The sequence below is a fragment of the Streptococcus wuxiensis genome (assembly GCF_040888245.1).
Lineage (GTDB): Bacteria > Bacillota > Bacilli > Lactobacillales > Streptococcaceae > Streptococcus > Streptococcus wuxiensis.
Genome location: NZ_JBFNFE010000002.1, coordinates 226,288 through 248,920, shown reverse-complemented (window position 1 = coordinate 248,920; position 22,633 = coordinate 226,288). Strand labels below are relative to the sequence as shown.

The following is a 22,633-nucleotide window of genomic DNA, read 5'->3' as shown; positions in this document are numbered from 1 at the left end:
ATCAGCCCAGTTCCTTGAAATAAGAGAGAACTGGTAAGTCCAGTGGACGTTTTTAGCCTGACGCTAAAAATAAAATTTAGCTAGTATCTAGCAAAATGAGTAAAAAGCGAAGAGAATCTTCGCTTTTTTGTTAAGGAGATAAGCATGATTGAAGTAGAAAAATGGCTTCATAGTCGAATTGGCTTGAATTTTAGATCAGGATTGGGACGGATGCAAAGAGCAGTAGATTTGCTGGGGAATCCTGAGCAAACCTATCCAATTATCCATGTGACAGGGACAAATGGCAAGGGGTCAACTATTGCTTTTATGAGGGAGCTTTTTGTTGCCCATGGGAAAACGGTTGGCACCTTTACTTCGCCCCACATTGTCAGCATCCATGACCGTATCTGTATTAATGGTGAGCCTATATCGGACGAAGATTTTATTCGTTTAGCAGATCAAGTCAAAGCAATGGAGCAAAGACTTTTAGAAACCCACGATCAGCTATCTTTTTTTGAGTTGCTGACCTTGATTGCTTTGCTTTATTTTAAAGAGCAAAAAGTAGATTTGGTCCTACTGGAAGTTGGGATAGGTGGACTTCTTGATACCACTAATGTGGTGACAGGAGAAATTGCAATCATCACATCAATCGGCCTCGATCACCAGGAGACCTTGGGCGATAGTTTAACAGTAATTACAGAGCAGAAAGCAGGAATTTTTAAGCCTGGGAAATCAGCTGTGATTGCAAATTTAGCACCGGAAGCCCAACTCGTTTGTCAAAGGACAGCCACTGATTTGGGTGTAAGTCTCTACCAAACTAATAAAGATTTTTCTTTCCGAAATGGGAACTTTTCTTCTTCTCTAGCTGACTTTAACCACCTAATATTGGGACTGGAGGGAGTATATCAGGAGGAAAATGCAGCTCTTGCCTTGCAGGCTTTTCTACTATTTATGGTACAAAGAAACGAGAAAGTAGATCAAGAAGCAGTACGTGCTGCCTTGCAAGCTACTAAATGGGCTGGAAGGCTAGAAGCTGTCACTGAGCACATCTATCTAGATGGGGCTCACAATTTACCGGCTCTAGAGCGTTTAGTTGAGTTTATCCAAGAAAAGATCCAGCAAGGGTATCAGCCTCACATCCTATTTGGTGCCCTAAAGCGGAAAGATTATAGTGGGATGCTTACTTATTTAGCAGAGCATTTACCTGATGTAGCTCTCTATGTTACGAGTTTTGACTATCAGGGTTCCTTGGAAGAGCAAGATTTTGGAGATTATACAAGCATTGCTTCCTATCGAGATTTTATAGATAATTTTGAAGCTTCTGCACAAGAGAAAGACTTGCTATTTGTGACAGGCTCTCTCTATTTTATATCTGAGGTTCGAGCTTGTCTCATGGCCCTAGATTCATTTGATTGACCCTCCTATCTTTATTTGTTATAGTAAAGGTGTGGTGGCTCGGCAGGGTTATTCTGATTTTAAGCCACTAAAAGAAAGGAGTCGTCATGTCACTAAAAAAATTCACACTTTCTCTTGCTTCTTTGGCAAGTCTTAGTCTCTTAGTTGCATGTTCGCCAAAAGAGCAGGTAACTCCTTCAACTCAAGCAAGTACTAGTACGGAAGTAACGACTGCTCAGTCAGCAGAAACGACTGTTTCTAGTTCGACTGCTAGCTCAGTAACTAACATTGATGGGACCTATAAAGGGCAAGATGAGGGAGATAGCATTACTCTCGTAGTTACTGGTAATACTGGAACATGGACAGAAGTTGAAGCTGATGGTGATCAAGAAATTAAAAAGGTCACCTTCGAACCAGAAAGTCAGAGAGTCTTTATTGGAGATGATATCAAGGTTTATGTAGCTGATGGCAATCAAATGATCATTGATGATATGGACCGCGAAATTTCTGATCGTATCGTTCTAAAAAAATAGACATCTTTTGTAAGGATTTGAATCTCGTTAACACAGATTCGGGTCCTTTTTTCTTTAATCGATTTTTGGCAAAAAAAATCCATACGATTAAGGTAGCTATTTTCTACCAAAAAAGTATGGAGGGATAGTTTTTATTAAAGGAACTGCTCTTGTAAAAAGTGAGCGACTCCGTCTTCTTCGTTGGTTAGTGATAATTGCTCGTCTGCGAAAGAAAGTAGAGCGGGATTAGCATTTTTCATGGCATATCCCCTACCTGCAAAGGAGAGCATTTCTTGGTCATTGTGTTCGTCACCAAAGGCAATCAGGTTCTGTCTGTCTATATTCATGACATTGAGGAGGTATTCAAGGGCAAAGGCCTTGTGAACACCTTTTGGAGTACATTCAAGAATGTTCAAGGGACCGCCCCAAGTGTTGATATTAAGCTGATGCTTGTAAAAGCTAGTCATCTCTTCTGCTAGTGCATATTTATCGTCTGCCCTAGTTTGTAATAGAATACAGTTAGGCCCCTTAGTCACTAAGTCAGACTTGAATTGATTTTCAGGGCGAAAGTTTTCAACACCAAACAATTTAGGATCTGCAATTTCCTTGTCCGGGGATGTAATGTAAAAATTTTTACGGTATTCACCTGCGATAAAGTCTGCCTCGATATCCTCTTTTCGTTTTACGATATCCAAGAGATATTTTTTGTCCACAGTAAGGCATTTTTCATGTTGCCAAGCCCTACCAGGTAGGTGAGTGAGCGAACCGTTGAAGTTAATCATAGGAGTCTCGAGTTCAAGTTGGTCATAAAAATCTTTGGCCATACGATATGGGCGACCAGTTGCGATAACCACATGGTGGCCTTTCTTAGAAATTTTTTTAATGGTTTCTTTTGTAAAGTCAGAGAGTTTGCTTTCTCCATTAAGTAAGGTACCGTCTAAGTCCACGGCAATCATTTTTTTAGTCATAAAATCCTCCCGAATTTAGTTTCAGATAAGATGTTTCCTATTATATCAAAAAGCTGAAAGAAAAGCTGACTATAAGCAAAAATAAGAAGAATCATATCCTCTAAGAATTTTTAAAAATAGGAAAAACAGCTTGAAAATGTGAATGATTGATGATATAATAGTCATATTGTTCGTAAAATGACAAAGGAGATTAAAAATGGACAAACTATTTAAACTAAAAGAGCACGGGACAGATGTCCGTACAGAGGTGCTTGCTGGTTTAACAACTTTCTTTGCAATGAGTTATATTCTCTTTGTAAACCCTCAAATGCTTTCACAAACAGGAATGCCTGTTCAGGGTGTATTCTTGGCAACAATCATCGGTTCTGTTGTGGGGACTTTGATGATGGCCTTCTATGCTAACTTACCATATGCGCAAGCTCCAGGTATGGGACTCAATGCCTTCTTCACATTTACGGTTGTATTCGGAATGGGCTATACTTGGAAAGAAGCACTTGGGATGGTCTTCATCTGCGGGATTATTTCATTGATTATTACATTGACCAATGTTCGTAAAATGATCATTGAGTCTATTCCTTCAACTCTTCGTTCAGCAATTTCAGCTGGTATTGGTGTTTTCCTTGCCTATGTTGGTATTAAGAATGCTGGCCTCTTGAAATTCTCAATTGACCCAGGGACTTATACTGTAGCAGGTGAAGGAGCAGATAAGGCTCAAGCAGCGATTACTGCAAATGCAGCAGCTGTTCCAGGATTGGTAGATTTCAATACCCCAGCAGTATTGGTAGCTATTGCAGGTCTTGCCATTACAATCTTCTTTGTTGTCAAAGGTATTAAAGGTGGGATCATCCTTTCTATCTTAACAACGACAGTCCTTGCGATTGCGGTTGGTCTTGTTAATTTGTCAGGAATCGATTTTGCTAGCAACAATCTTTCAGCAGCAGTTAACGACCTAGGAACTTTATTTGGTGCAGCCCTTGGTTCAGAAGGTTTGGGTTCTCTGATTTCAAATACTTCACGTTTACCTGAAACCTTGATGGCCATTCTTGCCTTCTCATTGACTGATATTTTTGATACAATTGGTACTCTTATAGGTACAGGTGAAAAAGTTGGGATCATCGCATCAAGTGGTGAGAACAATGAATCAGCTAAATTGGATAAGGCTCTATATTCTGACTTGGTGGCGACATCAGTTGGTGCCATTGCAGGTACTTCAAACGTTACAACTTATATTGAGTCAGCAGCAGGGATCGGTGCTGGTGGACGTACTGGATTGACAGCCTTAGTTGTTGCTATCTGTTTTGCTCTATCAAGCTTCTTTAGCCCACTTCTTGCCATTGTGCCTTCAGCTGCGACAGCACCAATTTTGATTATCGTCGGAATTATGATGCTCTCTAACTTGAAAAACATTCCTTGGGATGATATGTCAGAAGCTATTCCAGCCTTCTTCACATCTATCTTTATGGGATTCAGTTACTCCATTACACAAGGGATTGCCGTTGGTTTCCTAACTTACACTTTAGCGAAGATTGTTAAAGGTCAAGTTAAGGAAGTGCATGTGATGATTTGGATTTTAGACGCTTTGTTCATCTTGAACTACATTAGCATGGCTCTAAACTAAAGACAAAAACTTTAAAAAAGAAGGAGGAAACTCCTCTTTTTTTATTACTAGAAATGTCGCAAAAGAAAACTTTTTGGTATAATAATAACATGCACACAAAAAATGAAGATGAACTAATCGCTCTTGGACAAGAGTTGGGTAGTCTACTTGAAAAAAATGATGTATTGATTTTAACTGGTGAATTAGGTGCTGGAAAAACCACATTAACAAAAGGTCTAGCTAAAGGACTAGGGATTCATCAAATGATCAAAAGTCCTACTTATACCATTGTTCGAGAATATGAAGGACGCCTACCCCTGTATCACTTGGATGTTTATCGTATCGAAGGAGATGCAGACTCAATCGACCTTGACGAATTTCTTTTTGGTTCAGGTGTGACGGTTATTGAGTGGGGACACCTATTAGGTGAGGCTCTTCCAGCCGACTATTTGGAATTAGAAATTCTCAAAGACGGTGAGGGGCGCGAAGTTGTCTTTCATGCTCATGGTCAACGAGCAGCAGAACTCTTGCAGAGGTTGACAGATGGAGTATGATTTATTAATTCGTGAAGCAGAAGCCCAAGATGCTACAGAACTTATTGCACTTTTGGATCAGATTGGTCATGAATCTAGTTTTACCAGTCTGGATGAAAATGGAATTGCAATGAGTGAATCTGAGATGCAGCGTTTTATTAACAAGCAGGCCCAGTCGGATAATCAGATTACTTTACTAGCTTATTTGAATGAAGAATTGGCAGGAGTGATCAATATAACGGCTGATCAACGTCCGCGAGTTCGGCATATTGGGGATATCTTTTTAGGTATCAAAAAAGCCTATTGGGAAAATGGTCTTGGTAGTATCTTGATGGAAGAAGCTATTGAATGGGCCCAGTCGAGCGGAAGTATTCGACGTTTACAATTGACAGTTCAAAAACGAAATCTGGCAGCTGTTCATCTATATAAAAAGCTGGGCTTCATCATTGAAGGCCAGCAGGAACGCGGCGCTTGTATAGAAGGAGGAGAGTTTCTTGATGTTTACCTGATGGGTCGACTGATAGACAAATAAATGTATGGCAAAAAAAATAATCGGAATGTTTTTAGGCTTTGTTCTTGTGACAGTGCTTGGTGTGGGAGCTTATGCCTATACTATCTACCAACAAAGTACACAGACTTTAGCCAAAACTTATAAACAAATCGGAGAAGAAACCAAGGTTATCGAGGCAACTGAACCATTGACAATCCTTCTTATGGGGGTGGACACGGGGAATGTTGAACGTACAGACCCATGGGCAGGAAATAGTGATTCAATGATTTTGGTAACAGTGAATCCTAAAACCAAGAAAGTCGTTATGATGAGTTTGGAACGTGATATTCTGACACAAATCCAACAACCAGATGGTAGTGTTAGAGAAGCTAAACTCAACGCTGCCTATGCTGATGGTGGGGCAGAGCTTGCCATTTCGACCATTCAAAAAATGATGAATATCCATATCGACCGCTATGTGATGGTCAATATGCACGGTCTTCAAAGAATGGTTGATGCTGTCGGAGGTATCACAGTAAACAACACTCTAGGTTTCCCAATCTCTATCCAAGACCAGGAACCATTTAACACGATTTCTATCGGTGTTGGGGAACAAACCCTAAATGGTGACGAGGCGCTAGTATATTCACGCATGCGCTATCAGGATCCAGAGGGAGACTACGGTCGTCAGAAACGTCAGCGCGAAGTCATCCAAAAGATTGTTGAAAAAATTCTTAGTTTGAATAGTGTCAGCCACTATCAAGAAATTTTGAAGGCTCTTAGCGATAACATGCAGACAAATATCGAGATTACGACAACAACGATTCCTCAGTTGATGGGCTACCAAGATTCCTTTAAGAACATTGAGTCTCAGCAATTGCGTGGAGAGGATGCAATGATTGATGGGACATCTTACCAAATCGTGACATCTGAGCATATGTTAGAGATGCAAAATCTTTTACGTCGTTCATTGGATAAGCCAGAAGTTACCGAATTGGAGACAAATGTAGTTTTGTATGAAAATATTTATGGGCGTTTACCACAAACAACTGGTTCTGTTGCAGATCAAGAACAACAAAGCCAACAAGTACAACAAGAACAATAAGAAATGAATACTAAAATCGTAGGAATTTTCCTGCGATTTTTTCAAAGAAATCCGAATAGATAGGTAGGAGGAAAAAATGAAAGCGGAAATCATAGCTGTTGGAACAGAGATTCTAACAGGTCAAATCGTCAATACCAATGCTCAGTTTTTATCTGAAAAGTTGGCTGAAATCGGTGTTGATGTCTACTTCCAAACGGCTGTAGGAGATAATGAGGCTCGTCTCTTATCCTTGTTGGAGATTGCTAAGAATCGTAGCAATCTGGTTATCCTAACAGGAGGACTGGGACCGACAGAGGATGACTTGACCAAACAAACCTTGGCACAATTTCTAAGGCGTGATTTAACTTTTGATGCTCAAGCGCAGGCTAAATTAGATAATTTCTTTGCTCATCGACCGGACTATGCCCGAACTCCAAATAATGAACGCCAAGCTCAAATCGTTGAGGGTTCAATCCCGCTACCTAATGAAACAGGACTAGCAGTTGGAGGCATGATTGAGGTGGCTGGCGTGACCTATGTCGTCCTACCAGGGCCACCAAGCGAACTAAAACCCATGGTTTTAAATGAACTGTTGCCAAGATTGACAACTGGAGCTAAGTTGTACTCACGTGTGCTGCGTTTCTTTGGCATTGGCGAGAGCCAGCTAGTAACGATTCTGTCGGATTTGATTGAAGAGCAGACTGATCCAACTCTAGCACCCTATGCAAAAACGGGAGAAGTGACTCTGCGTTTGTCTACCAAGGCTACTAGTCAAGAAGAAGCAAGAAAATCTTTGGATCGTCTGGAGGTTCAAATTCTTGCCCGCCAGACTTTTGAAGGTGTTGCTTTAAAGGATATCTGCTATGGTTATGGTGAGGAAGCGAGTCTAGCTAGTGTAGTTGTTGAGGAGTTGAAAAAGCAGCATAAAACCATAACGGCTGCGGAAAGTTTGACAGCAGGGCTTTTTCAAGCAACTTTGGCAGACTTTTCGGGAGTGTCAGCTATCTTTAAAGGTGGTTTTGTCACTTATAGTCTGGAAGAAAAGGCTAAGATGTTAGATATTCCACAAGTAGAGTTAGAAAAACATGGAGTTGTTTCAGCCTTTACGGCGGAAAAAATGGCAGATCAGGCACGGCTTAAAACTCAATCAGACTTTGGGGTTAGCTTGACAGGAGTGGCTGGTCCGGATAGTTTAGAAGGCCATCCAGCAGGCACAGTTTTTATCGGTTTGTCTCAAGCATCAGGCACAGAAGTTGTTCAGGTCAATATAGCTGGAAGAAGTCGAGCAGACGTTCGTAAAATTGCAGTCATGCATGCTTTTAACTTAGTTCGCAAAGCTTTATTAAGTGACTGACTTTTGATATAATAGAAGAAGGTTCTTAGAATCATTAAAATATAGGAGAACAAAATGGCGAAAAAACCAACAAAAAAATTAGATGAAATTGGGAAAAAATTTGGAGCTGATCGTGAAAAAGCTTTGAATGATGCCCTTAAATTGATTGAAAAAGACTTCGGTAAGGGTTCAATCATGCGCTTGGGTGAGCGAGCAGAACAAAAAGTGCAAGTGATGAGTTCAGGCTCTTTGGCACTTGATATTGCACTCGGTTCAGGTGGTTATCCAAAGGGGCGTATCATCGAAATCTACGGTCCAGAGTCATCAGGTAAGACAACAGTAGCCCTTCACGCTGTAGCGCAAGCACAAAAAGAAGGCGGAATTGCAGCCTTTATCGATGCGGAACACGCTCTTGATCCAGCCTATGCAGCAGCTCTTGGGGTTAACATTGACGAATTGCTCTTGTCACAACCAGACTCAGGTGAGCAAGGTCTTGAAATTGCTGGGAAATTGATTGATTCAGGTGCGGTTGACCTTGTGGTTATTGACTCAGTTGCAGCCCTTGTTCCTCGTGCGGAAATCGATGGAGATATCGGAGATAGCCACGTTGGTCTTCAAGCTCGTATGATGAGCCAGGCTATGCGTAAACTCGGAGCTTCTATCAACAAGACAAAGACAATTGCTATCTTCATCAACCAGTTGCGTGAAAAAGTAGGGGTTATGTTTGGAAATCCAGAAACAACTCCTGGTGGACGCGCCCTTAAATTCTATGCTTCAGTCCGTTTGGATGTGCGTGGAAGTACACAAATCAAGGGAACTGGTGATCAAAAAGATACGAACGTTGGTAAAGAAACTAAGATTAAAGTTGTGAAAAACAAGGTGGCTCCACCGTTCAAAGAAGCTCTTGTTGAAATCATGTATGGTGAAGGGATTTCTAGAACTGGTGAACTCTTGAAGATTGCTAGTGATTTGGATATTATCCAAAAAGCAGGTGCTTGGTACTCATACAAGGGTGAAAAAATCGGACAAGGTTCTGAGAATGCGAAGAAATACTTGGCAGATCACCCAGAGATCTTTGATGAAATTGACCACCAAGTTCGTGTTCAATATGGTTTAATTGAAGAGGAAGAAGGTTCTAAAGCAAGTGAAGCAGCTGATGCAGATTCTAACCAAGAAGTAACACTTGATTTGGGCGACGCTCTTGAAATCGAAATTGAAGAATAAAAAGAAAAGTAGCAGTAAAACTGCTACTTTTTGTTTCATGATGACTAGTGGTCACTAAAGCGTCGGTATTCGATACGAAAGTCGAAGTAGTTCTCTTCTTGCAATTTTTGAAAGATGTTCCGATAGGCCTCTTCATCAAAGTGGTCGCCACGATAGAGAATTTCAAAACTAAGGCCCTCATACTCTAAAAAAGCATTGGCTGTTTTGAAACCATTTTGTTTATAGAACTCCATTCGGGATTTTCTTTGTTCGAGATTGTCACAGTCTTCGTCTAATCGCTCCACTTCAAGAATCATGGTACGCTGGTAAAAATCAATGAGTTTTTCAATGATTTCTCTCCCGTATCCATGGCTACGGAGATGAGGCATAATGGCAAAAAAGCTAATGTAGAAAGCTTTTTGATTAGAAATTGCAAAAGCGAAGCCGACAAATTCTTCTTCGTTATAAAAGGCGAAAAAGTGGGCGTCATCTCTATCTTGATACAGTAAAAATTCGTCTAAGGGCACCCTTTCTTCCTCAGGGAAGGCCTCCTTGTTTAATTGTTCCACTTTCTCAAGGTCTGGGAATACATCTGTAATTAACTGACTTGTTAAGCTCATACATACCCTCCTTTTCTGTCACGATTATACCAGATTGTTTACATATAGGCAACGCTTTCTTAAGGAAACTTCCTTGTTCCTCAACTTGAAAGCTGATATAATAGCCTTATGAATAAAAAATCAACGGTGGACTTGATTCATGGTCCCATTCTTCCGTCACTGATTAGTTTTGCATTACCGATTTTACTGTCCAATATCTTTCAGCAACTCTACAATACAGCTGATATTTTGATTGTTGGGCGTTTTTTGGGACAAAATTCCTTGGCGGCAGTCGGAGCTACGACAGCTATTTTTGATTTGATTATTGGATTTGCCCTCGGAGTCGGAAATGGTATGGGAGTTGTTATTGCCCGTCTTTACGGTGCTCGTAATTTTACAAAGATTAAAGAGGCTGTCGCAGCGACTTGGATTTTAGGTGCAATCCTGAGTGGTCTTGTGATGCTGATGGGTTTCTTCGGCCTTTATCCACTCTTACAATATCTCGAAACACCTGCAGAAATTCTCCCCCAGTCTTATGAATACATCTCTATGATTGTCAGCTGTGTGGGAGTTAGCTTTGCTTACAATCTTTTTGCAGGATTACTACGCTCGATTGGTGATAGCCTTGCGGCGCTTGCCTTTCTTATCTTTTCAGCCATTGTTAATGTCATTCTAGATTTGTATTTTATTACACAACTGCAGTTGGGGGTTCAGTCTGCAGGTCTTGCAACTATCATCTCGCAAGGTTTGTCCGCTATTCTCTGTTATTTCTATATCCGCAAGAGTGTTCCAGAGCTTCTTCCAGAACTTAAGCACTTCAAATGGAATAAGGATCTCTATGTCGATCTCTTGGAGCAGGGGCTAGCCATGGGGCTGATGGGTTCAATCGTCTCTGTCGGAAGTGTCATCTTGCAATCCTCTGTTAATGGCTTTGGAGCAGTTATTATCAGTGCCCAAACGGCAGCACGTAGAATCATGGCCTTTGCCCTATTGCCAATGACGGCAATTTCTGCTTCTATGACGACTTTTATCTCTCAAAACTTTGGGGCAAAACGTCCAGATCGTATCGTCCAAGTTCTTCGTCTAGGGAGCTATTTGAGTATGGCTTGGGCAACCTTTGCTTGTGTGTTCCTATTTTTTGCAAGTCCTAGCCTAGTTTCTTTCTTAGCGAGTTCGACAGATGGTTTCTTGATTGAAAATGGAACCTTGTACCTACGTATTAGTTCTGTTTTCTATCCGTTTTTGAGTCTTTTATTGATTTATAGAAATAGTTTGCAGGGACTCGGTCAAAAACTCTTACCCCTCATCTCTAGTTTTATCGAGTTTATCGGGAAAATTGTTTTCGTCGCTTGGATTATTCCATGGGCAGGTTATACAGGTGTGATTCTATGTGAACCGCTACTTTGGCTTGTTATGACTGCACAGCTTTATATCTCACTCTCTCAGCACCCTTGGATAAAAGAAGGCAAGAAAATCTTGGCTGTCGGCGGACAATCCTAGCTTCATTTATAAAAGAAAAATCCATTTCCTCTAGTGAAAATCGACTAGACTTGTGTTATAATAAGAAAGATTAAAATGTGAAAAAAGGAGATTCCTAATGGGACGTAAATGGGCCAATATCGTAGCCAAGAAAACGGCTAAAGATGGAGCTAACTCTAAAGTATATGCAAAATTTGGTGTAGAAATCTATGTAGCAGCTAAAAAAGGTGATCCAGATCCAGAATCAAACTCAGCTTTGAAATTCGTTATCGACCGTGCTAAACAAGCGCAAGTGCCAAAACACGTTATTGATAAGGCAATCGATAAAGCAAAAGGAAATACAGACGAAACCTTTACAGAAGGTCGTTACGAAGGTTTCGGACCAAATGGTTCTATGTTGATCGTGGATACCTTGACTTCAAACGTTAACCGTACAGCTGCCAATGTCCGTGCTGCCTTTGGTAAAAATGGTGGAAACATGGGAGCTTCAGGTTCAGTATCTTACCTCTTTGACAACAAAGGTGTCATCGTATTTTCTGGTGATGACGCTGATGCTATCTTTGAGCTCTTGCTTGAAGCAGATGTCGATGTAGACGATGTAGAAGCAGAAGAAGGAACAATCACTGTTTACACAGCTCCAACTGACCTTCACAAAGCTATTGTGGCTTTGCGTGAATCTGGTATCGAAGAATTCCAAGTGACAGAACTTGAGATGATCCCTCAATCAGAAGTTGAGTTGTCAGGGGATGACCTTGAAACCTTTGAAAAACTTTATGGCGTTCTTGAAGATGACGAAGATGTCCAAAAAATCTATACCAATGTAGATGGCTTCTAATAGAAAAGCGAACAGGCTTAATAGCTGTTCGCTTTTTTGTTATGTTAAACTTTCACTCCATCATCAGTTTGCTCTTTTCTATCTAAGCCTAGGGCAAATTTACGGACGAGAAGAAACTGGCCGTTTTCCTGCTTTGCGAAAGTGAGTACGACTGTCTTGGTGTTTGAACCGAGGGATAGATAGGTGATTCTCTTGATGTCGTAGTCACCTGAGGTTGATTCCATTTCAGAATCTGGTAGTCCATGCTTGCTGATGATATCTTTGTAGTTGGAGCCGCCTTTTCCCCTGTTTGCAGTGTCTCCCTCTATCAAAGCATCGAACTGCTCCTTAGTCCAAGTGAAGGAATCGGTATCTTCGTCGTCCTTATCCTCATCGGTGCTATTATCTGGTAGCGTTCCAAAATCGTCATCTTCTGTTAAAGAGGTCAGACTTCTGTATGGGTGTCGAAAGTTTTTAGCCAAGTCAGTAAAGAGACCAGAAGGTAATACTTGCATCATTAAGACAAGAAAAATGGATAGAATACCTAGGCTTGTTCCGATGATAGCCAATATTTTACGATTTTTGAGATTAAGGCCGATACCAAAAACTCCTAGGGCTATAGCAATAATGGCAAAGAAAAAGGCTAGAATGCTAATGATTGGTAGCCAGGAACCAAGAAGGGCTAGGGTTCCAAAGATGATGGCAAAGATTCCTAAAATTTTTTCTTCTTTTTGTTTCATTTGTGAGTTTCTCATTTCTAATCAGGAAGTGTTCTTATAGGTGTGAGATAGTGTTTATTATAGATAAAATAAGAGCTGATGTCAATTTATACCGAGATAGTTCTCATAGAAACTTTTTTCTTGACATCTTTTCTGAAAATGATAAAATAGTTCTCATAGAAACTTAATTGTTCGCAAGAGAACTATTTTTTATTTAGAAGGAGATAGCATGGATAAACCGATGTTGGTCTTTAAACGTTTTGGTCACCAGTTACATCTGATGGTACAAAAGGAAGCCAAGCGTTGTGGTATTGAATTTATGGGAGGACCGCAAGGGCAGGTCATTCGTTTTTTAGAACGTCGTGAGCATGAACAAGAATTAACACTCATCAAAGATATTGAACAAGAACTCAATATTACCAAGTCAGTTGCTAGTAATTTGGTCAAGCGTATGGTGCAAAATGGTTTGGTAGAGTTGGAGGTGAGTCCAAGTGATAAACGGGCGAAATTTGTTCATTTGACCGAAAAATCACGCTCTCAAATGAAGCAAGTTAAGTCTTTTTTTGATCGAATTGACCGTAGTTTACTTGATGGTATTTCCGAAGAGAATCTCGCTATTTTTGAAGAAGTCATGGGCCAACTACAAGCAAATGTAGAAAAAATAGGAGGTAAGAATGAAGAAACTCGCTAAGCGTATCACAGGAAAAGAGTGGGGCATGATTCTAATAACTCTTCTCTTTACCTGTTGCTCGGTCTATCTAGAGTTAGAAGTACCGACTTACGTTTCAAAAATAACAGAATTACTCGGAACACCAGGTACGGAGTTGGGAGACCTTTGGTCGCCAGCAACTAAGATGATGGGTTTGTCATTCTTAGCCTTCCTATCATCTGTAACAGTTGGATTTTTTGCCGCTCGAGTTGCAGCATCCTATACGGCTCATCTACGAAGCGATATTTTTAATCGTGTTTTGGATTACTCCCAGACAGAAATTAAACGTTTTTCAATTCCCAGTCTATTGACTCGGACGACTAATGATATCACGCAGATTCAGATGCTCTTTACCATGGGACTTCAGGTAGTCACTCGCGGACCAATCATGGCATTCTGGGCTATTGGGAAAATTCTTGGCAAGTCAGAATACTGGATTTGGGCAGTAGTGGTGGCAGTCATTGTCAATGTTCTGATGACAACTGTCTTGATGACTTTGGCCTTTCCTAAACAATCTGTCATTCAAAAATTGACAGATAAACTCAATAGCATCACCCGTGAAAGCTTGACAGGGATTCGGGTTGTTCGTGCATACAATGCTGAGGAATATCAAGATAAGAAATTCGAAGAAGCCAATGATGAAGTCACACAACTCAATCTCTTTGTCAGTCGCTTAATGGCCATTATGAATCCTATTATGATGGCGATTTCTAGCGGCTTGGTCCTTGCCATTTACTGGATTGGTGCTTATCTTATCAACGACGCTAGCTTGACAGAGCGTCTACCCCTCTTTAGCGATATGGTGGTCTTCATGTCCTATGCTATGCAAGTGGTAATGGGCTTCTTACTAATGGGTGCTCTCTTTATCGTCTTGCCTCGTACCTTGGTTTCTGCAGGTCGTATCAATCAAGTCTTGGACCTCAATTCCACTATTGAAAATCCTAGTCACCCACAGACAGCAAACTCTTCTGTAATTGGTCAAGTGGAATACCGCGACGTAACCTTCCGCTACTCTAAAAACTCAGAAGCAGTTGTGGAACATGTCAGCTTCAAGGCAGAAGCAGGGGAAACCATTGCCTTTATCGGCTCAACTGGTTCAGGTAAATCTACTCTAGTTAACCTCTTGCCCCGTTTTTATGATGTGTCAGAGGGAGAAATTCTAGTAGACGGCGTCAATGTTCAGAATTATGACTTAGAAGATTTGCGTAATAAAGTTGGCTATATCCCTCAAAAAGCTGTGCTCTTTTCAGGAGATGTTAAGGGCAATCTCGACTTTGGTAAGAGTCAAGAAACGCCACTAAGTGAGACGGCCATGTGGCAAGCTCTGGAATTGGCTCAATCTAAAAACTTTATAGAGGATAAGGAAGCGGGTCTTGAATCAGAAGTGGCTCAAGGTGGGACCAATTTCTCAGGTGGACAAAGACAACGTTTGGCCATTGCACGCGCCTTGGCTCGTAAACCAGAGATTCTCATTTTTGATGATTCATTCTCAGCCTTGGACTACAAGACAGATCGTATCTTGCGTCAAGTATTAGCTGAAAAAACACAATCCATGACCAAGTTAATCGTTGCCCAACGCATTTCAACCATTATGGATGCAGACCTGATCTTAGTCTTGGATCAAGGTAAAGTCGTGGGACAAGGCACCCACAAGGAACTTCTCGCAAGCAATGAAGTTTACCAAGAAATTGCCTATTCACAACTATCGAAGGAGGAATTGGAACATGGAAAATAAGAAAATGTCCTTATGGAAACAATGTAGACCTTTTCTAGCAGGTCTCCAACTTCCCCTACTAATCGCAGTTGTGGCGGCTATATGTTCAAGTATTATCACGGTTTATGGACCAACTAAGATCAAAGAAATTACCAATTTGATTTCAGATGGGTTAATGACTGAAATTGACCTAAAGGCTGTCTCAAGTATTGCTAGCTTTTTGGTTATCCTCTATGTGCTTGGGATTATCCTGAACTATACGCAAGCCTATATTTTTTCAACTAGTATCCAACATTTCTCAAAACGTTTGCGGACAGCTATTGCTGAGAAAATCAATCGCTTGCCACTTGCTTATTTTGACCGTCATTCTCAAGGGGACACCCTTTCTCGTGTGACTAATGACGTTGATACAGCAGCTCAGTCTCTTAACCAAAGCCTTGGGACAGTTCTTTCAGCTAGCTTTTTACTGATTGCTGTTTTGATTACTATGTTTGGTATGAACTGGATTTTGGCTCTGGTAACCGTTGTTTCAACCCTTGTTGGATTTACGGCGGTTTCCGTAATTATGGCCAAGTCGCAGGGCTACTTTAAAGCTCAACAAAATAACCTAGCAGCTGTAAATGGCTATGTGGAAGAAATGTACTCTGGCCACAATGTGGTGACCAGCTATAATGCTGTGGAACCAACAAAAGATACATTTGCAGGCTTGAATCAGAATCTACATGATAGCATCTGGAAATCTCAGTTTATCTCTGGAATTATGATGCCTGCCATGGTCTTTGTAGGCAACTTTAGTTATGTTCTAGTCATTATCGTCGGTGCTGCCTTGGCTCTTGAAGGGTATATCAGTATCGGGATTATTGTAGCCTTCATGGTTTATGTTCGAACCTTCTCGCAGCCCTTATCACAGATTGCCCAAGGAATTACCAGCTTACAACAAGCTAGTGCAGCCATGACTCGTGTCTTCGAATTTCTAGGTGAAGAGGAAATGGAAGATGAATCTCATAAGGAAAGACAATTGACCAACATGAAGGGTGAAGTGGTCTTTGACAGGGTTTCATTTGGCTACACACCGGAGCGAACAATCATTCATGACTTTTCTGCGACAGCTCATGCAGGTCAAAAGGTCGCGATTGTCGGACCAACTGGTGCTGGGAAGACGACCATTGTTAACCTCTTGATGAAATTCTATGAGATTGATAAGGGAAGTATTCGCATTGATGGTGTGGATACGAAGGCTATGAAGCGCTCAGAAGTACACGATGCCTTTTCAATGGTCTTGCAGGATACCTGGCTCTTTGAAGGAACCATTCGAGACAATCTCATCTACAATCAAACAGGAATTAGTGATGAAGAAGTGATTGAAGCTGCCAAAGCAGTCGGAATCAACCACTTCATCACAACCTTACCTGATGGATACGATACTGTTTTGGATGATACAGTGACCTTGTCAGTCGGACAGAAACAACTCTTGACCATCGCTCGTGCTCTGCTCAAGGATGCTCCGCTCTTGATTCTGGACGAAGCAACATCCTCAGTCGATACTCGTACGGAGGAGTTGATTCAAAAGGCTATGGACCGTTTGATGGAGGGACGCACATCCTTTGTCATCGCCCACCGCTTGTCTACGATCCGCAATGCTGATTTGATTCTGGTCATGAAAGAAGGAAATATCATCGAGCAAGGAAATCATGATGAGCTGATGGCTCAGGGTGGTTTCTATGCAGACCTCTACAATAGTCAATTTACAGAAGACCAAGCAGAAGAATAAATCTCAGAAGGCTTGACGGCCTTCTTTTTCTGCACTATACTAGAGTAGGAGATGCTAGCGGACTCGTTCTGTCAGGCTTCTTGTGTAAAATCTAGAAACAATGAGAAAACAGATGAAAAACTATCAAGAGTGGTACGAGAAGAGGAAATCAAATCTTCTTCGACATCCACAATTATTGCAATTGATGCGAGTCTTTAATCGAATGATGACAGTTCTGATGCCCTTAGCTTACTTGACCTTGTTGGGGACAAACTTTGTAAGTAAAGGGGGTGGGAACGACCTTTACGCTTATATCTTAGTTCCAGCATTGGGTTTTATCCTGTTGACGCTTGTTCGTAAGTGGATCAATCAACCACGGCCTTATGAAACTTGGGAAATTGTTCCGCTACTGGACAAGGACAGTTCTGGCAATTCAATGCCTAGTCGCCACGTCTTTTCAGCAACCATTATTTCCATGGCTTGCCTGCATGCAAATCTTCCTGTGGGGTTGGTTTTGTTGGTCTTATCAGCTCTTCTCGGCTTTGTGCGGGTCTTAGGAGGCGTTCATTATCCCAAGGATGTTTTAGTTGGCTACGCCTGTGGTCTCCTCTTGGGAATTCTTTTCTTTATTTTGTAAGAAGCAAAGCAAGTGGGCTTGGGCTCGTAACCACTTACGGGCTAAAAGTGACCACTTGCTTTTTTGCCCTTGTAAAGTCTTCTGGCCTTTGGTATAGTAGATGCAGAAAGGAGATAGGATGAAGTTACGAATCGAGATTGATAGTGAATTAACTGAGACAGAGATTGTCATCAAGGCTGCAGCCCTGACAGATGAGATAGCTGACTTGCAACGACTCTTGCAAGAAACCAAGGCTCCTAGGTTAATCTTTTACAAGGGGACGGGTGAGTATTACTTAGACTTGGCAGAAATCCTCTTCTTTGAGACGGAAGGTAGCAAGATTTACGCCCATACCCAGAAAGAGGCCTACGAGGTTCGGCTCAAGCTTTATGAACTAGAGTCTATCCTGCCACGTTATTTCAGTCGGGTTTCCAAGTCGACCATTGCCAATATCCGGCAAGTTTACTCGGTGGACAAGTCCTTCTCAGGGACAGGCACTATTTCCTTTTATCAAACCCACAAGGAGGTTCACGTGTCACGGCACTACCAATCCCTCCTAAAAGAAAATCTAAGAAACATGAGGTAAGAACATGAAAAAGAAAGCATTTGGTATTGTGTTGCTAGTATTGGCAGCTTTAGTATTGTTACAGGGGAATTTTGGAATTCCTTCATTTGGAGGGGAAATTTGGCCCTTGATCGGTATTGGATTTTTTGCCTATCAATCAGTTGAGGCAATCCTTCGTCGTCATTTCACTTCAGCCTCCGTTACAGCCCTAGTGGCCCTCATGATTGCGAATCATTTTTATGACATTTTACCGCTTCCCAATCAATCATTGTTCTGGGCGGGAGTGCTAATCGTGCTTGGAGTAAGTATGCTGACTCATACTAACAGAACTTGGAATGGGAAAAAATGGTGGCATGATGGTGAAAAGACCATTCTGACAGACAAGGAAGTCGCTTTTGGAGCAGGTACATTTTACAAGCAAGACCAAGAATTAGTAGAAGACCAGTTTGAAGTCGGATTTGGGAATGCCAAAATCTATTATGATAATGCGGAGATGTTAGGAGATAGCGCAACCTTGAAGATAGAAGTCGGATTTGGGAATGCAGTTATCTATGTGCCCCAACACTGGAGAGTGGACCTAAAGGTGGAAACTTTTTGTGGTGCGGCCAAGGCAGATGCTCCTGTAGCCCCAACCAGCAAAACCTTGATTATCCGTGGAGACGTAGCTTTCGGGAAACTCGGTGTCGTCTACGTCAAATAAAAAAAGTCTTCCAATTCCCTTGCCAAAAATAAGAAAGTGTGATAACATAGTACGGTATGTGGTGCTAGCACATCCGCTATATTAGATCTAATAGGAGGAAAACACAATGGCTAAAGTATGTTACTTTACAGGTCGTAAGACTGTATCAGGAAACAACCGTTCACACGCGATGAACCAAACTAAACGTGCCGTAAAACCAAACCTTCAAAAAGTTACTGTTCTTATCGATGGTAAACCTAAAAAAGTTTGGGCTTCAGCTCGTGCTTTGAAATCAGGAAAAGTAGAACGCGTTTAATAAACATGAAAAGACCTACAGGGTCTTTTTCTTTTGCTCGAAAGCTGAAATCATTTGAAAAATCAAGCAAATATCCGATGATACATCATTCTGCTTTTACAGTTGGGCTGAAATATGATAAAATAGAGTATCAACTATTTGAGGTAAAAAAAATGACTGTAAAAATTAATACAAAAGATGGTCAAGTCGAACTGACAGATGATGTAATCGCTACTGTCGTAGGTGGTGCAGCAACTGAAATTTTTGGTGTAGTCGGTATGGCTAGTAAAAATGCCCTCAAAGATAATTTCCAAGCCCTTCTTGGTAAGGAAAATTATTCAAAAGGTGTAGTCGTTAAAGCAGCTGAAGACGGTAGTATTGCAGTTGATGTATATACTGTATTGAGCTACGGTACAAAAATCAGTGAAGTTTCAAAAAACATCCAAGAACGTGTTCGCTTTAGCCTAGAGAACCAACTTGGAATCACTGCTCAAACTGTGAATGTCTACATTCAAAATATCAAAGTTGTAGGAGAATAATCGTGTCAAATATTACTACAAGCTTATTTCAAGAAATGGTACAGGCTGCTTCAACTCGTTTGAACAAGCAAGCCGAATATGTCAATTCATTGAACGTCTTCCCAGTTCCAGACGGAGATACAGGAACAAACATGGGAATGACGATCGAAAATGGTGCTAAAGAAGTAGCAGACAAACCAGCTTCAACTGTTGGTGAGGCTGCAAGTATCTTGGCTAAAGGTCTTTTGATGGGTGCGCGTGGAAACTCAGGAGTTATCACTTCTCAGCTTTTCCGCGGATTTTCACAAGCCATCAAGACAAAAGAAGAGTTAACAGGAAAAGACCTAGCTCTTGCTTTCCAATCAGGTGTTGAGGTTGCCTACAAGGCTGTTATGAAGCCTGTTGAAGGAACAATCTTGACTGTATCACGTGGAGCTGCTATCGGTGCTAAGAAAAAAGCAGAACAGACAGATGACGCAGTTGAAGTTATGCGTGCAGCCTTGGAAGGAGCTAAAGCAGCCCTTGCTAAAACTCCAGAAATGCTTCCAGTATTGAAGGAAGTTGGAGTTGTGGACTCAGGTGGTCAAGGTTTGGTCTTCATCTATGAAGGATTCCTTTCAGCTCTTACTGGTGAATACAGTGCATCTGAAGACTTTGTAGCGACTCCAGCCAATATGGGTGAGATGATCAATGCAGAACACCACAAATCTGTAGCCGGACATGTAGCAACTGAAGACATTACCTTTGGTTACTGTACTGAAATCATGGTTGCCCTCAAGCAAGGTCCAACTTATGCTAAAGAGTTTGACTACGAAGAATTCCGTAACTACTTGAACGAACTTGGGGATTCTCTACTTGTTGTCAATGATGACGAAATCGTTAAAGTTCACGTCCATACAGAAGATCCAGGACTTGTTATGCAAGAAGGTCTTAAATATGGTAGCTTGGTCAAGGTTAAAGTAGATAACATGCGTAACCAACACGAAGCTCAAGTGGAAAAAGAAGCTCAAGTCAGCAAGCCAGCTGAAGAAAAAGAATATGCTCTTATCGCAGTAGTAGCTGGACAAGGATTGGCAGACATCTTCCGTGCTCAAGGTGTGGACTATGTCATCGAGGGTGGACAAACCATGAACCCTTCGACAGAAGACTTTGTCAAGGCTGTTGAGAAAGTTAATGCTCGTAACATCATCTTCTTGCCAAACAACAAAAACATCTTCATGGCAGCTCAATCTGCAGCTGAAGTATTGGAACAACCAGCTGTTGTAGTAGAAGCTCGTACAATTCCTCAAGGATTGACTAGCCTTCTAGCATTTGACCCAAGCAAGTCTATCGAAGAAAACCAAGAACGCATGACTGCAGCCCTTGGCGACGTTGTCAGCGGTAGTGTAACAACAGCCGTTCGTGACACGACTATCGATGGTCTAGAAATTCATGAAAATGACAATCTTGGTATGGTGGATGGTAAGATTCTCGTATCAAATCCTGATATGCACCAAACCTTGACTGAAACATTGAAACATATGTTGGACGAAGACAGTGAAATCGTAACTTTCTATGTCGGAGAAGACGGAAGTGAAGAATTGGCTAACCAAATTGCTCAAGAAATCGCAGAAGAATTCGAAGATGTCGAAGTAGAAATCCACCAAGGTCAACAACCGGTTTATCCATATCTTTTCAGTGTGGAATAAAGATTAAATAATAGAAAAAAGAAAGTTGAGAAATCAACTTTCTTTTTTTGTGACATTTGTCATATTTCCTCATGACAGAAGTTTCTAGTGATTCTACCTTCAAAGAATTATACTAGATGTATCAAATGGAGGAAGAAAAAATGAAAGATAAAGTAATTGTCGCAATGAGTTTAGTAGCAGCAGGAGTCATGACTTATCTCATGTTTTCAGGATTGGATGAAGGCTTCTATCATTTTCCTTGGGAGCTATTTGCAGGATTTGGAATCATGTCTTGGCTTATCCGAGAAGGTTTGAAATTAGTCTCAGATGTGAAAAAGGAGTTTGAAAAATGAAAAAAGCGATTCTCTATCTTTTTATTGGACTATCACTAGTGGTATGGTTGGTAGAAATGTTTACAGGTTGGTTTGATCAAGCCTTCCTTCACCAAGCCATTCGCGGTGCCTGGGGATTAGGATTTATGATTTTTATCGCCTTTCCGATGGGAAAGGAGTGGCTGAAAGGAGAATATCATGAACATGATTAAGGTAGAAAGCCTAAATAAAAACATCAAGGGCAAGGCTATTTTGAAGGATATTTCCTTTGAGGTAGCTGAAGGTGAATGCGTCGCTTTGATTGGGCCCAATGGTGCTGGAAAGACAACACTCTTAGACTGTTTGCTTGGAGATAAACTGGTCACCAGCGGTCAAGTATCCATCCAAGGCTTGCCAGTGACGAGTTCTCAGTTAGACTATATTAGAAGCTACCTGCCTCAAGAAAATGTCATCGTTCAGAAATTAAAGGTCAAAGAGTTGATTGCTTTCTTTCAAAGCATTTACCCAAATCCCTTGAGCAACCAGGAAATCGATCAACTATTGCAGTTTGACCAGCAACAAAAAGAGCAATTCGCAGAAAAATTGTCAGGTGGGCAAAAGCGTCTCTTCTCTTTTGTCTTGACCTTGATTGGCCGACCAAAGCTTGTCTTTTTAGATGAGCCGACTGCTGCCATGGATACTTCAACCCGTCAACGCTTTTGGGAAATTGTTCAGGATCTAAAAGCGCAGGGAGTAACTATTCTCTATTCGTCCCATTACATCGAAGAGGTAGAGCATACAGCGGACCGAATCTTGGTCTTGAATAAGGGAGAGTTGATTCGCGATACAACACCTCTAGCCATGCGCAGTGAGGAGATTGAAAAGCACTTTATCCTTCCTCTAGCATACAAGGAAGTTATTGAGCAGTCTAACTTGGTTGAAAACTGGTCACAAAAACAAGATGCTCTACAAGTAGTCACACGCGAAGCAGATGCTTTCTGGGAACTGTTAGTCCGAGCAGGATGTAGGATTCAAGAAATTGAAGTCAATAATCGTAGCTTGTTGGATACAATCTTTGAAGAAACACAAAAGGGAGATGACTAA

The 22,633-nt window shown here is 41.2% G+C and carries 25 protein-coding genes; 22 read left to right on the top strand and 3 right to left on the bottom strand.

Going from position 1 to position 22,633, the window contains the following annotated elements:
* The first annotated feature begins 144 nt into the window (after positions 1-144).
* Together AB2B47_RS03970 and AB2B47_RS03965 are read left to right on the top strand one after the other, a co-directional pair.
* On the top strand, positions 145-1,395 hold the full coding sequence (locus AB2B47_RS03970) for a bifunctional folylpolyglutamate synthase/dihydrofolate synthase (RefSeq protein WP_320693680.1): 1,251 nt from the start codon (positions 145-147) through the stop codon (positions 1,393-1,395).
* An 86-nt stretch (positions 1,396-1,481) separates the two neighbouring features.
* Positions 1,482-1,907 (top strand): SP_0198 family lipoprotein, encoded by a 426-nt coding sequence (locus AB2B47_RS03965; protein WP_320693679.1) that lies wholly within the window; start codon positions 1,482-1,484, stop codon positions 1,905-1,907.
* 134 nt (positions 1,908-2,041) lie between these two features.
* On the opposite strand, the gene AB2B47_RS03960 is transcribed toward AB2B47_RS03965, so the two are convergent.
* Positions 2,042-2,854: a Cof-type HAD-IIB family hydrolase gene (locus AB2B47_RS03960; RefSeq protein WP_320693678.1), complete on the bottom strand. Its 813-nt coding sequence runs from the start codon at positions 2,852-2,854 to the stop codon at positions 2,042-2,044.
* A 196-nt stretch (positions 2,855-3,050) separates the two neighbouring features.
* On the opposite strand from AB2B47_RS03960, the gene AB2B47_RS03955 reads away from it, so the two are divergent.
* The 6 genes from AB2B47_RS03955 to recA all read left to right on the top strand — a co-directional run bounded on the left by AB2B47_RS03955 (position 3,051) and on the right by recA (position 9,115).
* The gene (locus AB2B47_RS03955) at positions 3,051-4,472 is read left to right on the top strand and encodes an NCS2 family permease (RefSeq protein WP_006152781.1); all 1,422 of its coding nucleotides are present in this window, start codon (positions 3,051-3,053) and stop codon (positions 4,470-4,472) included.
* An 89-nt stretch (positions 4,473-4,561) separates the two neighbouring features.
* Positions 4,562-5,005, top strand: a complete 444-nt coding sequence (tsaE, locus tag AB2B47_RS03950; protein ID WP_006152806.1) for a tRNA (adenosine(37)-N6)-threonylcarbamoyltransferase complex ATPase subunit type 1 TsaE — start codon at positions 4,562-4,564, stop codon at positions 5,003-5,005.
* Complete coding sequence (locus AB2B47_RS03945) at positions 4,995-5,516, top strand: GNAT family N-acetyltransferase (RefSeq protein WP_006152987.1); 522 nt, start codon at positions 4,995-4,997, stop codon at positions 5,514-5,516. The genes tsaE and AB2B47_RS03945 overlap by 11 nt, the downstream gene beginning before the upstream one ends.
* A gap of 4 nt (positions 5,517-5,520) precedes the next feature.
* Positions 5,521-6,579, top strand: coding sequence for a glycopolymer--peptidoglycan transferase LytR (lytR, locus tag AB2B47_RS03940; protein ID WP_036758132.1), 1,059 nt, complete (start codon positions 5,521-5,523; stop codon positions 6,577-6,579).
* A 76-nt stretch (positions 6,580-6,655) separates the two neighbouring features.
* Positions 6,656-7,912: a competence/damage-inducible protein A gene (locus AB2B47_RS03935; protein ID WP_006152854.1), complete on the top strand. Its 1,257-nt coding sequence runs from the start codon at positions 6,656-6,658 to the stop codon at positions 7,910-7,912.
* Between the two features lie 54 nt (positions 7,913-7,966).
* On the top strand, positions 7,967-9,115 hold the full coding sequence (gene recA / locus AB2B47_RS03930) for a recombinase RecA (RefSeq protein ID WP_320693677.1): 1,149 nt from the start codon (positions 7,967-7,969) through the stop codon (positions 9,113-9,115).
* Between the two features lie 44 nt (positions 9,116-9,159).
* On the opposite strand, the gene AB2B47_RS03925 is transcribed toward recA, so the two are convergent.
* Positions 9,160-9,714 (bottom strand): GNAT family N-acetyltransferase, encoded by a 555-nt coding sequence (locus tag AB2B47_RS03925; protein WP_006152957.1) that lies wholly within the window; start codon positions 9,712-9,714, stop codon positions 9,160-9,162.
* Positions 9,715-9,822: 108 nt separating this feature from the next.
* Here AB2B47_RS03925 and AB2B47_RS03920 point away from each other — a divergent pair, with 108 nt between their 5' ends.
* Both AB2B47_RS03920 and AB2B47_RS03915 read left to right on the top strand, forming a co-directional pair.
* The gene (locus AB2B47_RS03920; RefSeq protein ID WP_006152808.1) at positions 9,823-11,193 is read left to right on the top strand and encodes an MATE family efflux transporter; all 1,371 of its coding nucleotides are present in this window, start codon (positions 9,823-9,825) and stop codon (positions 11,191-11,193) included.
* 97 nt (positions 11,194-11,290) lie between these two features.
* The gene (locus AB2B47_RS03915) at positions 11,291-12,007 is read left to right on the top strand and encodes a YebC/PmpR family DNA-binding transcriptional regulator (protein WP_006153100.1); all 717 of its coding nucleotides are present in this window, start codon (positions 11,291-11,293) and stop codon (positions 12,005-12,007) included.
* 44 nt (positions 12,008-12,051) lie between these two features.
* Here the strand turns inward: AB2B47_RS03915 and AB2B47_RS03910 are convergent, their stop codons facing one another.
* The gene (locus AB2B47_RS03910; RefSeq protein ID WP_320693676.1) at positions 12,052-12,726 is read right to left on the bottom strand and encodes a hypothetical protein; all 675 of its coding nucleotides are present in this window, start codon (positions 12,724-12,726) and stop codon (positions 12,052-12,054) included.
* A 208-nt stretch (positions 12,727-12,934) separates the two neighbouring features.
* Between AB2B47_RS03910 and AB2B47_RS03905 the strand changes: the two genes are divergently transcribed.
* From AB2B47_RS03905 to AB2B47_RS03850, 12 genes are all read left to right on the top strand, one after another.
* The gene (locus tag AB2B47_RS03905) at positions 12,935-13,396 is read left to right on the top strand and encodes a MarR family winged helix-turn-helix transcriptional regulator (protein ID WP_006152958.1); all 462 of its coding nucleotides are present in this window, start codon (positions 12,935-12,937) and stop codon (positions 13,394-13,396) included.
* On the top strand, positions 13,380-15,149 hold the full coding sequence (locus AB2B47_RS03900; RefSeq protein WP_006152877.1) for an ABC transporter ATP-binding protein: 1,770 nt from the start codon (positions 13,380-13,382) through the stop codon (positions 15,147-15,149). The genes AB2B47_RS03905 and AB2B47_RS03900 overlap by 17 nt, the downstream gene beginning before the upstream one ends.
* The gene (locus AB2B47_RS03895) at positions 15,139-16,899 is read left to right on the top strand and encodes an ABC transporter ATP-binding protein (RefSeq protein WP_006152811.1); all 1,761 of its coding nucleotides are present in this window, start codon (positions 15,139-15,141) and stop codon (positions 16,897-16,899) included. The genes AB2B47_RS03900 and AB2B47_RS03895 overlap by 11 nt, the downstream gene beginning before the upstream one ends.
* Before the next feature lie 112 nt (positions 16,900-17,011).
* Complete coding sequence (locus tag AB2B47_RS03890) at positions 17,012-17,515, top strand: phosphatase PAP2 family protein (RefSeq protein ID WP_320693675.1); 504 nt, start codon at positions 17,012-17,014, stop codon at positions 17,513-17,515.
* Positions 17,516-17,633: 118 nt separating this feature from the next.
* Positions 17,634-18,080 carry a LytTR family DNA-binding domain-containing protein gene (locus AB2B47_RS03885; RefSeq protein ID WP_004250544.1) on the top strand — a complete coding sequence of 149 codons (447 nt, stop codon included), beginning with the start codon at positions 17,634-17,636 and terminating at the stop codon, positions 18,078-18,080.
* Between the two features lie 4 nt (positions 18,081-18,084).
* On the top strand, positions 18,085-18,759 hold the full coding sequence (locus AB2B47_RS03880; RefSeq protein WP_320693674.1) for a LiaF transmembrane domain-containing protein: 675 nt from the start codon (positions 18,085-18,087) through the stop codon (positions 18,757-18,759).
* Between the two features lie 106 nt (positions 18,760-18,865).
* Positions 18,866-19,054, top strand: coding sequence for a 50S ribosomal protein L28 (gene rpmB, locus AB2B47_RS03875; RefSeq protein ID WP_001140948.1), 189 nt, complete (start codon positions 18,866-18,868; stop codon positions 19,052-19,054).
* Between the two features lie 152 nt (positions 19,055-19,206).
* Entirely contained in the window at positions 19,207-19,572 is a 366-nt protein-coding gene (locus AB2B47_RS03870) for an Asp23/Gls24 family envelope stress response protein (protein WP_000216443.1), read from the top strand.
* Between the two features lie 2 nt (positions 19,573-19,574).
* Positions 19,575-21,239, top strand: coding sequence for a DAK2 domain-containing protein (locus AB2B47_RS03865; protein ID WP_006152972.1), 1,665 nt, complete (start codon positions 19,575-19,577; stop codon positions 21,237-21,239).
* A 125-nt stretch (positions 21,240-21,364) separates the two neighbouring features.
* On the top strand, positions 21,365-21,571 hold the full coding sequence (locus tag AB2B47_RS03860) for a hypothetical protein (RefSeq protein ID WP_320693673.1): 207 nt from the start codon (positions 21,365-21,367) through the stop codon (positions 21,569-21,571).
* A complete protein-coding gene (locus tag AB2B47_RS03855; protein ID WP_006154913.1) occupies positions 21,568-21,762 on the top strand; it encodes a hypothetical protein in 195 nt (64 codons plus the stop codon). The genes AB2B47_RS03860 and AB2B47_RS03855 overlap by 4 nt, the downstream gene beginning before the upstream one ends.
* Positions 21,749-22,633, top strand: coding sequence for an ABC transporter ATP-binding protein (locus AB2B47_RS03850; RefSeq protein ID WP_320693672.1), 885 nt, complete (start codon positions 21,749-21,751; stop codon positions 22,631-22,633). Before AB2B47_RS03855 ends, AB2B47_RS03850 begins: the two co-directional genes overlap by 14 nt.